The sequence below is a fragment of the Sphingobacterium sp. UBA7855 genome, from assembly GCA_002500745.1.
Lineage (GTDB): Bacteria > Bacteroidota > Bacteroidia > Sphingobacteriales > Sphingobacteriaceae > Sphingobacterium.
In genome coordinates, this window is sequence record DLST01000014.1 from 38,324 (window position 1) to 53,330 (window position 15,007).

Genomic DNA, 15,007 nt, shown 5'->3' on the forward strand with positions numbered 1-15,007 from the left:
AGATTTTTAATCCGATCGTGTTAAAATAAGTCAAAACAAATGTGTCGCACATAATTATTTTCTGCTTAGACCGACAATAAAGTAGCAGCATATTAACGTACCTATCTCGAAATCTAAAAGTTTACGTATTTTTTGACTCAATATATTCTTTAATGAAATACTTATCCTTAACTTTGCACCCTCAAATCAGAAACTATGGACGCAACGTTAACTCACTCAGAAGAAGATCTTTATAAGAAGCGACATCGTATAAGAATCGCGGTTTCACTTTTCTTTTTTTGCCAGGGAATTGCGTTTGCATCGTGGGCGAGTCGCATTCCAATTGTTAAAGCACATCTCAACTTAAGTGAAGGGCAATTAGGTACCATATTATTAATGCTCCCCGTTGGTCAACTAGCCACGATGGCACTCTCAGGAAAACTGGTCACAAAATATGGTAGCGCTAGTGTATTACGCATTGTACCCATTGCCTATGCCCTAGTATTATGTTCCATACCGTTTGCACAGAATGCCTGGCAATTGGGGGCCATATTGCTCCTATTCGGGGTAAGCGGTAATATGTGTAATATTTCGGTTAATACCCAAGGAGTTGCCACCGAACAGATTTTCAAAAAATCAATTATGACCTCTTTTCACGGCGCTTGGAGTATCGCAGGCTTTACTGGAGCTTTAGTCGGTTTATTGACGATGAACTTTGGACTGAATACGCTCTCCCATTTCTTACTCATATTAATCATTGTCATCGGAAATACGCTAATCAACCACAAGTATTTGGTGCCAGGAAAATCTCCCCAAAAGGAAAAACGCAGTTTCTTCGCTAAACCAGAAGGCGGACTACTTCAACTTGGTATAATTGGCTTTTTCAGTATGGCAACAGAGGGAGCAATGTTTGACTGGAGTGGGGTATATTTTAAAGAAATCGTACAAGCGCCCGAAAAATTCGTTGTCGTTGGATACGCTTCTTTTATGATCATGATGGCCACAGGTCGCTTTGTTGGCGATGCGGTCATCCGCAAATTAGGTAGAAAAAGAACGCTGCAATACAGTGGCCTGTTAATGTTCATCGGAATGATGACCTCGGTTATTTACCCTGAATTTATCATCTGTACCCTCGCGTTTATGTTGGTAGGTATAGGCGTAGCCTGCAATGTTCCTTCGATCTATAGCCTTGCCGGACAAAATAAAAATGTACCTTCTGGCGTAGCCTTAGCTATGGTTTCAAGCATCAGCTACCTAGGATTTTTAATGGGGCCACCTTTAATTGGATATATCGCCGAAGTGTTTAGCCTGCGCTATTCTTACGGTATTTTTGCCTGCTTCGGACTACTAATGTTTTTTATGGTAGGGCGACTATCTTTATTTAAAGAAACAAGCCCCGCCTAATTTTTCGAAGAGGCAGCTGCTCGACATTTGGATTTAAAACTTGATCTGGAGAAATCTTAGGCTAAATGACATGCGTTTACTTTTTAAAACATAGGGCATTGCGAGCAGATAAAAGCAAGCCGTGACCGTGCCCAACATCGAGCCAAACCAAACATCTATCACAAAATGCTGTCCCAAATACACACGTGAGTATGCAGTTAGTGCCGCGAAAACAAAGGTAATGATCCCAAAAGATTTATTTTTTGAAACAATCGCTATCGTGGCTGACATAGCAAAGGCTGAAGTTGTATGGCCTGAAGGAAACGAATTGATGTAGGCTACAGGCAGCCAAGAGACAACATGGAATGTTCGATCTCCATGGAATATACTGGCAGGCCTACCCGCATGGAAAAGATTTTTTAGCATACAGCAGATGACGCCCGAAAAGATATATGTACCAAGTATAGCTCGAGCATAATTCCATTGCTGCATACAACAGTAAGCAATAAAAACAGCGATAACAAAGAGACCATCTCCAAAATAGGTATAGATGGTAAAGAGGATATCGGCCCAAAAAGTGTGGTGTGAGTTTATGAAATGAAATGAATCTCCCTTGGGAACAAAAGCTACCAAAAAGGTCAATAGAACCACCCAAATGGAAAAGAAGATAAAAAAAGCAGGATTAGCTGCATATACCCTTCTAAATTGGCATACCAAAAATTTTCCCATTCAATCTATATTAAAGCCCATGATAAAATTGTTGTATTATCATTTGATTATTCTAATATAGAAATATTATTAAAAATTGACAATTCTATTACGATTTAATTTTGACACCAAAATAAAAGGCCTATTAAACAAAGAATGCGATGGATACCATCGCATTCTTTGGTGTAGCCCCGAGCAGAATCGAACTGCTATCAAATGTTTAGGAAACATCTATTCTATCCGTTGAACTACGGGGCCATTTCAAAAGCCAAACTTAATCTTATTTTGTAAATAAGTCAATAGTAAGTCTCAAATCGAGAGATTTTTTTTCCTTAGAAAAGTCTTGACCTAAACGGAATAGCTTTATTCATGCCATTGACGTTGGCTATACCCAAAAACCTCATCAAAAGATTTCATGTAATCTGCAATAATTAACACGCAAACAAACTTAAAACTTATACGATAAGATGGAATTTGGTGAGAAAGAAAAAATGTGGAGGGAGAAGGATTCGAACCTTCGAAGCCGAAGCAACGGATTTACAGTCCGTCCCATTTGACCGCTCTGGAACCCCTCCAGCATTGTGCTGTTCTTAAATTGAACAGCGCAAAAGTAGGTTTTGATTTGCAAAACTGCAATTATTTGAGTTCATAAATTTGTAACTGCCGCATTATTAATCTATTTATTTTTTAAAGGTATTCAATCGATCTACCGATCATTTGATTAACGTATCATTATTATAATAAAAATTTATTGTTATAATCGAGTCAAAATAGATTTTGACGATAGTGTATTGGCAAAATCAATTCGCTTTTTGACCGTAGTTGCCGTATCTTTGTAACAACAAAAAAAGAAAGATATATTATGAGTTTTACAGGTAAAAGTTTTCCAAACATTACAGTAGATGCAATCGATTATTTAGGCGATAATTTACAAATTAACATTTTTGAAAAAGCAGTCAAAGAAGGTAAAAAAGTGCTCTTATTTTGGTATCCAAAAGACTTCACTTTCGTATGTCCTACTGAGTTACACGCTTTCCAAGAGGCAGCTGCCGAGTTTGAAAAACGCAATACAATCTTAATCGGTGCTTCTTGTGACACAAATGAAGTGCACTTCGCCTGGTTAAATACAGCAAAAGATAACGGCGGTATTGAAGGTGTTGAATACCCGATCTTAGCAGATACAAACCGTAACTTATCAAGTATATTGGGAATATTAGATGTTCAAGAAGTCGAACACCCGGAATACGGCACATTAGCACAAGGTTCTGCTGTCACTTACAGAGCAACCTATTTGATCGACGAAACTGGCCGTGTATTTCACGAGTCGGTAAACGATATGCCTTTAGGTCGTAACGTGAAAGAATATTTGCGTCTGATCGATGCCTATGCACACGTACAAAAATTCGGTGAAGTATGTCCTGCAAATTGGGAAGAAGGTAAAGATGCCATGAATGCAGATAGAAAAGGTGTAGCTGATTATTTAGCGAAACACTAACAAAAAACGAAGACGACAAGTCTCGTCAACAGGAGTCACTCTTGATTCCTGTTGACTTCCATCAATCACCTTAATAATAAAATCATGTTACAAGAATTAGAAAATGATAATTTACAAGAAATTGTAAATAGCAACGATATTGTTATGGTTCAATATTCCGCTACCTGGTGTGGTAATTGCAAAATAATGAAACCAAAATTTAAAAAGTTAGCAGGCGAAAATGAAAGTGTGCCTTTTATAATCGCTGATGCAGAAAAATTTCCTGAATCGCGTAAATTGGCAAATGTGAATAATTTACCCACTTTTGCTGCCTTCAAGAATGGTAAATTGGTTAATCAAGTACAAACAAATAAGTTGGACGCATTAGTAGAATTATTCAATGAAACTTCCAGTAATTAAGCATTTAACAGAATTCATCGAGCAAAATGATGTGGACTACGTCCTAGAGACCATAGAGACACTTGAAGCATTAACAGAGGCTCCCTTGAAAGATGAGGAACTAGACGTTCTTGGTGAATTGATTTCAAACCTTTATGGAGCAGTTGAGGTTGATAAATTAATTAAAGAAGGTCATTCTAAAAAAGACGCGTTAAATTTATTTATGAAACGTGTTCTTGGTGCCATTGATAAATAGCTTTTACTTAAAAGTATGATTTTGAAACTTTCTTTAATGTGTCTAAGTTTTTTTTGAACGTTTGAAGTATAGCGATTAATATGAATTTCACTTTGCCCTAACAATTAAGCAAATCTTACGACGTTATTTAAATGGTATGAAGATAGCAGTCTGTCTATTAAACAATAAGTGTTGTGGCACTATAGTCTATTAAGCGTATAGTAACAATGTAATATACATTTCCCAAAAACTAAAATGTTGACAAAATTTAGCGATGTGGAAAACTAATTAAAGTAATTTGACAGAACTCAATATTTTCTACATATATTTACTATGTTAAAGGTTGCCACTTGGAGCGAAGCGACAAAATAACTATTCTCTAAAAATTCGTTTCAGGAAAAAATATTTTAATTGTTAAACGGAAATTCCAACTTGATTGGGATTTCCGTTTTTTTTATCTATGCCATATTATTCGTTCAAGCATCGATAATTAAGATTTTACAGCGCTTTTACCTATAACTGAAACCTACACTTTGTATTAGCCTAAGCAGGATGATAACCTTTGTACGATATAGTATATATATGGATCAATCAAACATTATAAAGGCTTTCAATAAAATTACAATAATCAACAATCTGTTGTTGAGCAAAATCTTTATCTTTAAAAATGCGAAGACCTTTTATCTCTGTTATCATAATTTTGGCGGGTATCTTGTCAACTTCAAGCGTTAAAGCACAAAACCCACAGTGGGATGCTGCTGAAATAAAACTTAATCTGGAAAAACTTAACACATTGGGATCGGTACTCTATTTTGCGGCACACCCCGATGACGAAAATACGCGATTGATTGCATGGTTAGCCCAAGAAAAAAAATATAAAACAGCTTACTTATCGTTAACTAGAGGCGATGGTGGACAAAATCTGATCGGAACAGAACAGGGTATTGAACTTGGCTTGATACGAACGCAAGAATTACTGGCTGCTCGAAAAATTGACAAAGGTGAACAATTTTTTTCCTCTGCCTATGACTTCGGATTCTCGAAGACCCCAGAAGAAACTTTCGAATTTTGGGATAAAAAACGTGTTCTTGGAGAGGCCGTATGGATCATCAGAAAATTTAGGCCCGATGTAATTATTACACGTTTTCCTCCCGATTCAAGGGGTGGCCATGGCCATCATCAAGCTTCCGCTATTCTAGCGCAAGAAGCTTTTAAAGCCGCTGCAGATCCTAATCAATTTTCAGAGCAACTTCAATTTGTAAGTCCTTGGCAGGCGAAACGTCTCCTTTGGAATACCGCAAATTTTGGCGGTCAAAACAATACTCGTGAAGATCAGTTAAAAATAGATATTGGAGATTACAATACGCTATTAGGAGCCTCTTATGGCGAGATTGCTGCCCACAGCCGCTCTTCACACAAAAGTCAAGGCTTCGGGTCGGCAAGCCAACGCGGCTCATCAATTGAATATTTTGAATTCGTCGACGGTGTACCTGCGGAAAAGACACTACTGGATGATGTAGAAACTTCTTGGAAAAGAGTGAAAAACGGCAATAAAGTCCAACCATTAATTGATCACATTAATCAGATATATCAAATTGATAAACCGGAATTGATCATTAACGAACTGATCAAACTATACAACATACTGGATGAAATTGATGATGAGTACTGGAAAACGCAGAAGAAAAAGGAAGTTGAAAAACTGATTCTTGCTTGTGGTGGAATTTGGTTCGAAAGTGTTGCTAGGAATTCATCCTATGCCTTGGGAGAGGAGATAAAAGTGGATCATTCTATTATTGTCCGCCGTCCGAATATAACAGTTGAGCTGACTCAGCTAAACGGAAATAGCATTCGTAATACATTGAAAACAAATAGATTGCAAAAGGACACTATGCTTATCATCGCCGATAGGACAACACAACCCTACTGGCTGATGGAACCGCATGGAAAAGGTAAATTTAATATTAGTGATTTTAATCTTACTGGATATCCCGAAAATCCTGATGCTCCAAGTGTATCTATTGAGATTCGGATCAATGGCCAGCCTATTACAATCAATCAGCTGATAAAGTATAGATATACCGACCCTGTCCGTGGTGAAATCTACAACCCCATCGTAATCCTACCACCATTAACCGCTAAAAGTTCGAGTTCTCTGGCGCTCACACAAAATGCCGGAACGGTCAAAGTAAATCTGACTTTTCAGAAAAACGGAAAAATAGGCGCTACTACATTTCACGTAAAACCAAACATACCAAAAGGCTGGGAAATTTTACCAGTATCTTTTGATTTATCTTTTAAAGAAAATGAACGTATAATCTCAAAGGAAATCAGCATAAAACCATCCGATGCTACGCAATCTTCCATAGATACCCTTGGGTTTATTTTTAATAGTAAAGAACGCTTGAAAGAGGTAAAGTCCATCGATTACAACCATATTCCTGATATCGTTTATTTCCCAGATGCGGCTATAAAAATGAGCAACATCAGCCTGATCAACGACGTAAAGAACGTCGCATACATTCATGGGGCAGGGGATCTAATTCCTGAATCGCTTGTTTCCATTGGTATAAAAGTTGATGTGCTAAGTAACGAGCAGGCGTTAAAAGCAGATCTTTCCACCTATGACGCCGTAATATTTGGTGTACGAATATTCAACGTCAATAAACAGATTGCACAGCTTCAAAATAAAGTACTTGCGTATGTGAAAATGGGGGGGACAGTTCTAGAACAATACAATGTAAATAACGGAATGATAGCAAAAAACTTTGGTCCCTTTCCTTTTAGTATCAGCAGAAGCCGGGTAACGGACGAAAAAGCAACAGTACATTTTGATAAAAACGATCCCATTTTCAATTACCCAAACAAAATCAGCGAAGCTGACTTTGAACACTGGGTACAGGAGCGGGGACTATATTTTGCCGAAGAAATTGATAAAAGATATCGTACGCCTATTACCATGCAAGACCCGGGAGAGGCATTGCATAATGGATCATTACTAGTTGCACCCTATGGAAAAGGTAAATTTGTTTATACATCTCTGTCTTTTTTCAGACAATTACCTGCTGGAATTCCCGGAGCTTACAGATTATTTGTAAATTTGTTATCAAAATCAAAATAATAGAATAATGGAAAATCAGATTGACAACAGCTGCACGACAATTGATGCTGGCAAAGCAAAAGGAATCATTCTTTTAGTTGCTGTAGTATTTGGTGCATTAATTGGGTTCACTGCAAACGAGACATTTTTAAGCATCTTTGGAGGTGCCGCTGTCGGATTAGTTATTGCGGCTATTTTTAATAGCGTTATCTATCCTCAGAAGCCTTCCGATAGATAACAACGATGAATAGCTGGAAACGTTTCTATTGGTTGGTCGTTATCTGGCTATTTGTATTCATCCTTTTTCTGTACATTTTCACGAACAACTATTCATGAGTACAGCAGATTGGATCGTTTTATTTTTGACACTCTTTGTTATCGTTGTGTATGGCGTTTACAAGAGTAGAGGCATAAAAAATATTGATGGATACCTTCTGGGTAATCGTTCTTTACCTTGGTATCACGTCGGATTTTCAGTAATGGCGACTCAAGCAAGCGCCATTACTTTCCTTTCTGCACCTGGACTAGCTTATTCTTCAGGAATGAGTTTCGTTCAATTCTATTTCGGCCTACCTCTGGCCATGATTGTCCTCTGCATAACATTTATCCCTATTTTTCATAAGCTTAAAGTATTTACAGCCTACGAATTTCTAGAAAAACGCTTTGATGTAAGAACCAGAGGCCTCACCGCTATTCTCTTCCTCATTCAACGCGGTATTTCAACAGGTATTACCATATTTGCTCCTGCGCTGATCATATCGACCATACTACATATTGACCTGACCTGGACCACCTTGGCCATCGGAAGTTTTGTTGTCATCTATACAACTTATGGCGGAACCAAAGCTGTATCCCATACACAATTGCTCCAAATGAGCATTATTTTTGCCTCTTTACTTATCGCTGGGATATTGGTCATCCATCTGCTACCACGAGATATTGGCCTTTCAAAAGCATTGCATATAGCAGGAAAATCAGGTAAAACAAATGCGCTGGATTTTACTTTTGATCTGAACAATAACTATACAATTTGGACAGGGTTAATTGGAGGCTTTTTTCTACAGCTTTCTTATTTTGGAACAGATCAGAGCCAAGTCGGAAGGTATTTAACTGGAGCTTCCATCAAAGAAAGCCGGATGGGATTAATTATGAATGGTTTATTGAAGATACCTATGCAATTTGCAATTCTCCTGATCGGAATACTTGTATTTGCCTATTATCAGTTCCATCAGCCGCCTATCTTTTTTAACCAAGTTGAAGTCAAAAACCTCAAGGAAAGTAAATACGCTCCGGAGTATAAAATCTTCGAACAGAAACATAACGAATTGTTTAAAACGCGTGAATCTGCAGTTCAGCAGCTTAATATAGCCTTAGAGCAGGATGACAAAAAAAGTATTGCTCATGCTCGCACAACATTGGGCCAATTAAATGTGGAAATGCAGCAGGTTAAAGACCGAACCATAGACTTGATTAAAAAAAACAATCCCAGTGCGGAAACGAACGACAATAATTATGTGTTCCTTTCTTTCGTAACCACTGTATTTCCCAAAGGGTTAATCGGGTTGCTCATAGCAGTTATCTTTCTCGCATCAATGGGATCGACTGCAAGTGCTATTAACTCACTGTCTTCTACCACAACAATTGATATTTACAAAAGATTTATTAACCGCAAATCATCTGAAAAACAAGACCTACTATGGTCTCGTCTATTTACACTGATTTGGGGCATATTTACTATCCTGGTAGCCTTATATGCGAATAGGTTAGGTAATCTTCTCGAAGCAGTCAATATCTTAGGTTCGTTATTCTATGGTACGATCCTAGGTATTTTTATCGTAGCCTTCTATATGAGAAAAATCAGGGGCAATGCAGTTTTTATTGCCGCCATACTTTCAGAAGTGATCGTAATTGGTATTTGGTTAATGGATAAAATACCGTTTCTATGGTTAAACCTTATCGGCTGTCTGGCCGTTATGCTGATCGCTTATCTCTTTGAACTGGGAATAAAAAAAGCGAATTGGAAGACGATATAATCTATCCACAATAAAATAAAACGATTGATCGTACAAGTTTAATATTTTCTATAAATGTTGTACAATACGCTCTTATCGTATATGGTCAGCTCAGGAGTTGTATCTCTTACAATGAACTTTCTTTTAAAGGCAACAATCGCTGCTTTAAGATTAGACGTATCGTACCCGATAATTTTAAGCGCATCTATCGCATTAAAACCATCTGGGGGGGCGACAAGCTGCCCTTCATCATACCAAATTCCAAAACCCCGGTCCGCCAGCTTTTTCCAGGGAAAAAACACACTTGGATCGTTCTTCCTTGCCGGTGCAATATCAGCATGGCCAATAAAATTATTTGTCGGTATTAAATAGCGAGATTTCAAGGTATCCAGCACCGTCATCAACGAATTAATTTGTGCATCAGGAAAAGGTTCTCGACCATTATTATCCAGCTCAATACCAATAGAACATGAGTTCATATCTACGATAGAGCCCCATTTAGCAACCCCAGCATGCCAAGAGCGTACATAATCATTTAACATTTGTATAATCTCTCCATTTCGGCCGATAACATAATGTGAACTCACTTTAGTCCTCGGGATCTGAAAAGTTTTAATTGTCTGACCGATGCTGTCTTGCGCGGTGTGGTGGATAATAACAAAATTTGGCTTGCGTACATCATAATGAATAGCCTCTTCTTGACGCCAATAAGAATGGCTTCCGGATTTCTGTAAAAAGATGATCTTTCTTTCCTCTGGTGTCAATAAACTGGTATCCGGCTGCGTCACAATTTGCTGCTCCAAAACCACCGGAGAAGCAGCAGATGTTATTAAAGGTTTCAAAATCGCCGGCTGTACCTTCGACTTACAACTTGCCAAAGACAGCAATGAGCACAGTAATATTCCTACTGACACAGGTCTAATCATTATTTTGGTAAACTATATACAATTCCCATGGCCAAGGACTGACTCAATTGCACTTTGGAAATCACATCCGGATCATAAATCATAATACCATTCAAGTTCACATTGATTACACGGGTAACTTTCGCTGTTACGGTTACATCCAAACGGTGCGTTGGATCGGAAAGTTTCTCATAATCGGCAAAAAGATTATAACGTGCCTTTACATTCAATTTATCTGTGAAGTTTTTGTCCAAGTTCGCGGTTAACTGGAATGCCAATGCATTTGCAAAAGTACGATCTTCCTTTACACCGAATCTTTCGCCGGTACCCACACTTGGATTGTTTGGATCCTTATAATATCCATATTTTGCGAAAAAACCCTCCCCAGAGCGAGGTCTAACACGATCATCCAAAATAAAGGTCTGACGAGCAGTACCCGTACCAAAACGTAACGAGAACTCATTGCTGGGCTTGTACTCAAGACCGAAAGACTCCGTCAAATAAGCTGGCGCCATAAAAGCATTTTCTATATAATCAATGGTATCCCTACCATTGACCGTTTTATACTTATACCCTGCGTCAAATTGAGACTCAAAGGTCACCGATGTAAACAAAGCCCAATTGGCTGACAATTTATAGGAAAGCTTATTATCCCAAAATATACGGTCATTATTTTTCTTCGCAATATTATTGGTGTTCTTTATTTTTCCATAACGTAAATCAACTTCAGTCACGAAATTGAAATTGTCTCTGGTATAATCCGATTTATGATTAGCATTCAACCCAACAGCAATAGAACCTACACCGCCCCCTTTCCAATTATCATTAAATGATGCCTGATTTAAATTGATCCCAAATTTTGTCCAATGTTTCCAATAATCTACTTCTAGGTTCAGTTTGGGAACGACAGGACGAATGGTTTTAATATTTAAAGGTTGCTCTTTCTGTACAGAAATTGCAGTATCTGGTTTTGCTCTAAGATCTTTCAGATCCTGTGCCTTTAAGCCAGTAATAGAAAGGCAGAGCATAGCCATGCCGACAAAATTAAATAACTTCATTCTGAAAACGTCTATTTTTTTGTTTACGGTACTAATTTAAAATTAATTGTTGGAAAAGGCTCAATAAAATATTGCGAAGGATTCAATTGATACCGTGAATAGCAATTCTTGATATAATTTGCCAGTTCATAATCACTTGCTGCAAGAATAAAGAAATAGGAGGGTCTGAATATCCTTCTAAATCGCTCCGATTCTTCACTATTCAGCCCAGTTACTTTACTGATAAGTTCCTTCGAAAATTTATAATCGATCACATTTTCCTTATAGTCATTTTCAATAGTTTTAGTCAATCGGCGTGCTCGTTTGGCCTCTTTGCTAAATAAACTGTAGATTGAATTGATGCTTAAACCAGCACCATTTGGCCCGACAGAAAATACATCACCATAACCTGCCAAACGATATGCCTTTTCATAATCTACTTTTGCTTTTTCCAAAATTTCTTCGGGACTCTTGCGTGCGTAAACCTGAACCTCTTCGATATAAAAAGATTCGCGTACTAGATGAAAAAGTAATAATCCCTTTTCATCTACAAGAAGTGTGTCTGAAAAGTACCCCTTACTCATCGCTACGATATGATCTCCTAACTGTGCATTAAAGACAAATTCACCTTTGATTGTATTATAATTAACCTCCCCTGTTCGCAAATTGGCGAGCTTTACATTTCCAATACGCTGTTTGGTATTTTTATCAAAGACAATACCCTCCACTTTTTTATCTTGGCAAAAAAGTGCTGAAGTGGAAGCCCCAATGGCAATAAGTAGAAAAATATATCGTATAAATATCACTATCGTAAAACTACTATATAGCGATACAAAAGTGAAATATTTAACATCTTTTAAAGCATAACTATTTAGATATAACCAAAAGCTGACCCAAAGATAGCGCATCATCCGTAAGGCCATTTAAAGCCTTAATCTGATCGACAGATACATTATATAGCTTACTGAGCGAATACAACGTATCCTGAGCTTTAACCTCATGGATACGCATAGCTACGGGGCTCTTGATGGCTTCTGTTTTTACAACCGAGGGGGGAGCTTCTTGTACATTCTGAACGATCTCTACCTGCACTGTTTCTTCTCGAACAACTTTTTCACGCGGCGATTCACCGCGGTCGTATTGATCAAGATGATATCTTTCGATCATTTCGATCAGCAATTCAGGATAACGTGGATTGGTGGCATACCCAGCGGCTTTCAAGCCTTTAGCCCAACCTTTATAATCATTTTTATCCAATTTAAAGAGCGCGGCGTACCGAGGCCTCAACAGAAATTCAGAATGATCTCGAAACGATTGTTCGGGACTGTCATAAACACGAAAGCAATCATTAATATTATCATCAGGACGGGTTACGGATTTTCCTTTCCACACTCCGCCACATTTAATACCAAAATGATTATTCGCCTCGCGCGCCAGATAACTATTCCCATTACCTGATTCAAGCAGTGCCTGAGCCAGTTTAATGCTGGCGGGAATACCGTATCTGTTCATTTCTGCAATGGCTACCTCTTTGTAATGATTGATGTAATCGTTCCCCGCCATGGTGGGCCGCCCAACAGAAGGGGATGAAGAAGTTTTTGAACTGGAGCCAGATTTAGGGGACGATAATGTGCCCCTCCGACTTGAACATGATGTAACCAACATCATGAGTACAAACATGCCATAAAAAAACTTCTTCATGCAGTAATGTTGTGCTTAGTGCTTATTTTTTAGTTGACGAGAATTTGTTTTGCTTAGCATCATGATCAAACATATCCAAATGATATTGTCTAATTGTAGCGAGTACTTTTGCTGTCCAACCTTTACTCGTGGAGTACCCTGAACGAGCAATCGCTTTTACCCAAGCTTCGTATTTTTCACCCGGATGTTTATCAAAAAGACTTTGAGTAGTCTTTTTTCTTTTCACTATTCCTACAAAATCATCGTACGAGTCCAATACAGACCGATAACCTTTGTAAGCTGACCGAATAACGGTACTATTGTTCTTTCCTTTGACACCAAAATGGTTATTCAAATTCTTTGCTACCCTGCTACCACCATTTCCGCTTTCATGCATGGCGATGGCTAAGATAACCGATGCCGGAACACCATGTTCCTCCATCATTTCTTTTGCTATTGGACTGTACTTATCGACATATGCCGCATTACTTTGAGCGGAAACCTTTGTTAATCCAAAAGTTCCCAAAGCTAGTACCAGTACAAAGCTTTTTAATTGTTTTAAATTCATGAAGAATGTTTTAGTTCACAAATTACCTTTTGCGTAATACAAAAAGTCCGTCTCGAATTGGTAATATCACCTTTTCTACGCGCTTGTCCTGAGCTAAACGTGCATTCAAATCAATGATCTGCTTTGTTTGGTTGTCTGGTTTTGAATCCAATACCTTACCTTTCCATAAGACATTGTCAATCAAAATAAGTCCCCCAGACGGAACTTGATTTATTATCGTTTCGAAATAAAATAAATTTCTCTTCTTGTCTGCGTCGATAAATACTAGATCGAATGTTTCATTCAATGTAGGTAGTATTACCGCCGCATCGCCAATGTGATACCTGATCTTATCAGCAAATGGCGATTCATCAAAATAACCTTGCACCCTTTCCTGCTGCTCTGCATTGATATCAATGGTATGTAATAATCCATCTTCTTTCAGCCCTTCAGCGAGACATAAAGTTGCGTATCCCGTAAAAGTTCCAATCTCTAAAATACGCTTGGGAGCAACCAATTTGCTCAATAAAGAAAGAACTCTTCCCTGGTAATGTCCAGACAACATATGGGGCATTGTTTCCTTCAAATAAGTATCCCGATTTACCATTTTCAGTAACGAATTTTCTCCGTCTGTAGTATGTTCCAAATAGGACTCTAAATCGCTGTCAACAATTTCCATAACCGCAAAGGTACCAAAAAACATGTTTAGTATAAAAACTTTTTTTTACTAAAACCTGATTATCAATTAAATACAATAAAGCTTTTGTAAAGGACGTTTTTTTAAAATTGCCTCAAACGCATAAAAACCCAACATCTCCAATTTAAAATTTTATTTCAGATCAGAATTTCTCCAAAGAAAAAGCCTCCTAAAATACGATATTTTAGAAGGCTTTTTTTAGTATTGCACTATAAAGAATTTACGCAAGATCAGCTGTGATTAAGCGTAAAAATTCGGATCGCGTTACATCATTTTGAAAAGCTCCCGTAAATGCAGAAGTTGTTGTCACAGAATTTTGTTTCTGTACACCACGCATGGCCATACACATGTGTTTACATTCCATGACAACAGCTACGCCCAGCGCCCCCAAAGTTTCTTGGATACAGTCCCTGATCTCATTAGTGAGCCTCTCTTGAACTTGAAGGCGACGTGCAAAAATATCAACAACACGTGGTATTTTACTCAATCCAACAATATGTCCGTTAGGAATATAAGCAATGTGGGCCTTACCGAAGAAAGGCAACATGTGGTGTTCACAAAGAGAATAGACTTCAATATCTTTTACGACAACCATTTGACTATAGTCTTCTTCAAACATTGCTCCACGTAACACCTCTCCAGCATCAATATCATAGCCATGGGTCAAAAATTGCAACGCTTTCGCAACACGCTCTGGCGTCTTTACTAAACCTTCGCGTTTGGGATCTTCTCCAAGACATGCCAATATATCGGTATAATGAGAGGCGATTCGTTCTACCTTTTCAGTATTGTATTTGTCGATCTTAATATATCCATCCAACTCTTCGTTGTCAAATGAGTGCTGACTCATA

Annotated in this window: 15 protein-coding genes and 2 tRNA genes; 7 read left to right on the forward strand and 10 right to left on the reverse strand. The window is 38.0% G+C overall.

All coding sequences use genetic code 11. The annotated features are described in order from the left end of the window. The first annotated feature begins 195 nt into the window (after positions 1-195). Positions 196-1,383, forward strand: a complete 1,188-nt coding sequence (locus tag B2107_RS11925; RefSeq protein ID WP_293955847.1) for an MFS transporter — start codon at positions 196-198, stop codon at positions 1,381-1,383. A 33-nt stretch (positions 1,384-1,416) separates the two neighbouring features. On the opposite strand, the gene B2107_RS11930 is transcribed toward B2107_RS11925, so the two are convergent. From B2107_RS11930 to B2107_RS11940, 3 genes are all read right to left on the reverse strand, one after another. Beyond that, entirely contained in the window at positions 1,417-2,091 is a 675-nt protein-coding gene (locus B2107_RS11930) for a phosphatase PAP2 family protein (RefSeq protein WP_293955848.1), read from the reverse strand. Between the two features lie 165 nt (positions 2,092-2,256). Beyond that, a tRNA-Arg gene (locus tag B2107_RS11935) sits at positions 2,257-2,328 on the reverse strand. 236 nt (positions 2,329-2,564) lie between these two features. Then, positions 2,565-2,645: transfer RNA gene (locus B2107_RS11940), tRNA-Tyr, on the reverse strand. Positions 2,646-2,932: 287 nt separating this feature from the next. Here B2107_RS11940 and B2107_RS11945 point away from each other — a divergent pair. The 6 genes from B2107_RS11945 (at position 2,933) to B2107_RS11970 (ending at position 9,311) form a co-directional block, all read left to right on the forward strand. Then, on the forward strand, positions 2,933-3,565 hold the full coding sequence (locus tag B2107_RS11945) for a peroxiredoxin (RefSeq protein WP_293955849.1): 633 nt from the start codon (positions 2,933-2,935) through the stop codon (positions 3,563-3,565). A gap of 84 nt (positions 3,566-3,649) precedes the next feature. Further along, the gene (locus B2107_RS11950; RefSeq protein WP_293955850.1) at positions 3,650-3,964 is read left to right on the forward strand and encodes a thioredoxin family protein; all 315 of its coding nucleotides are present in this window, start codon (positions 3,650-3,652) and stop codon (positions 3,962-3,964) included. Further along, positions 3,945-4,199: a DUF6952 family protein gene (locus B2107_RS11955; protein WP_209576910.1), complete on the forward strand. Its 255-nt coding sequence runs from the start codon at positions 3,945-3,947 to the stop codon at positions 4,197-4,199. The genes B2107_RS11950 and B2107_RS11955 overlap by 20 nt, the downstream gene beginning before the upstream one ends. Before the next feature lie 646 nt (positions 4,200-4,845). Continuing rightward, positions 4,846-7,299 carry a PIG-L family deacetylase gene (locus B2107_RS11960; protein WP_293955851.1) on the forward strand — a complete coding sequence of 818 codons (2,454 nt, stop codon included), beginning with the start codon at positions 4,846-4,848 and terminating at the stop codon, positions 7,297-7,299. A gap of 7 nt (positions 7,300-7,306) precedes the next feature. Continuing rightward, positions 7,307-7,516 carry a hypothetical protein gene (locus B2107_RS11965; RefSeq protein WP_293955852.1) on the forward strand — a complete coding sequence of 70 codons (210 nt, stop codon included), beginning with the start codon at positions 7,307-7,309 and terminating at the stop codon, positions 7,514-7,516. A 94-nt stretch (positions 7,517-7,610) separates the two neighbouring features. Beyond that, positions 7,611-9,311, forward strand: coding sequence for a sodium:solute symporter (locus B2107_RS11970; RefSeq protein WP_293955853.1), 1,701 nt, complete (start codon positions 7,611-7,613; stop codon positions 9,309-9,311). Positions 9,312-9,349: 38 nt separating this feature from the next. On the opposite strand, the gene B2107_RS11975 is transcribed toward B2107_RS11970, so the two are convergent. The 7 genes from B2107_RS11975 to folE form a co-directional block, all read right to left on the reverse strand. After that, positions 9,350-10,216 carry an N-acetylmuramoyl-L-alanine amidase gene (locus tag B2107_RS11975; RefSeq protein ID WP_293955854.1) on the reverse strand — a complete coding sequence of 289 codons (867 nt, stop codon included), beginning with the start codon at positions 10,214-10,216 and terminating at the stop codon, positions 9,350-9,352. Beyond that, positions 10,216-11,253: a DUF3078 domain-containing protein gene (locus B2107_RS11980; RefSeq protein WP_293955855.1), complete on the reverse strand. Its 1,038-nt coding sequence runs from the start codon at positions 11,251-11,253 to the stop codon at positions 10,216-10,218. The genes B2107_RS11975 and B2107_RS11980 overlap by 1 nt, the downstream gene beginning before the upstream one ends. Positions 11,254-11,276: 23 nt before the next feature. Further along, positions 11,277-12,143: a hypothetical protein gene (locus tag B2107_RS11985; protein WP_293955856.1), complete on the reverse strand. Its 867-nt coding sequence runs from the start codon at positions 12,141-12,143 to the stop codon at positions 11,277-11,279. After that, positions 12,100-12,933 (reverse strand): glucosaminidase domain-containing protein, encoded by an 834-nt coding sequence (locus B2107_RS11990; RefSeq protein ID WP_293955857.1) that lies wholly within the window; start codon positions 12,931-12,933, stop codon positions 12,100-12,102. The genes B2107_RS11985 and B2107_RS11990 overlap by 44 nt, the downstream gene beginning before the upstream one ends. Positions 12,934-12,955: 22 nt before the next feature. Then, complete coding sequence (locus B2107_RS11995) at positions 12,956-13,480, reverse strand: glucosaminidase domain-containing protein (protein WP_293955858.1); 525 nt, start codon at positions 13,478-13,480, stop codon at positions 12,956-12,958. A gap of 22 nt (positions 13,481-13,502) precedes the next feature. Next, positions 13,503-14,138: an O-methyltransferase gene (locus tag B2107_RS12000; protein ID WP_293955987.1), complete on the reverse strand. Its 636-nt coding sequence runs from the start codon at positions 14,136-14,138 to the stop codon at positions 13,503-13,505. A gap of 238 nt (positions 14,139-14,376) precedes the next feature. After that, positions 14,377-15,006 (reverse strand): GTP cyclohydrolase I FolE, encoded by a 630-nt coding sequence (gene folE / locus B2107_RS12005; RefSeq protein WP_209576925.1) that lies wholly within the window; start codon positions 15,004-15,006, stop codon positions 14,377-14,379. Position 15,007: the final 1 nt, after the last annotated feature.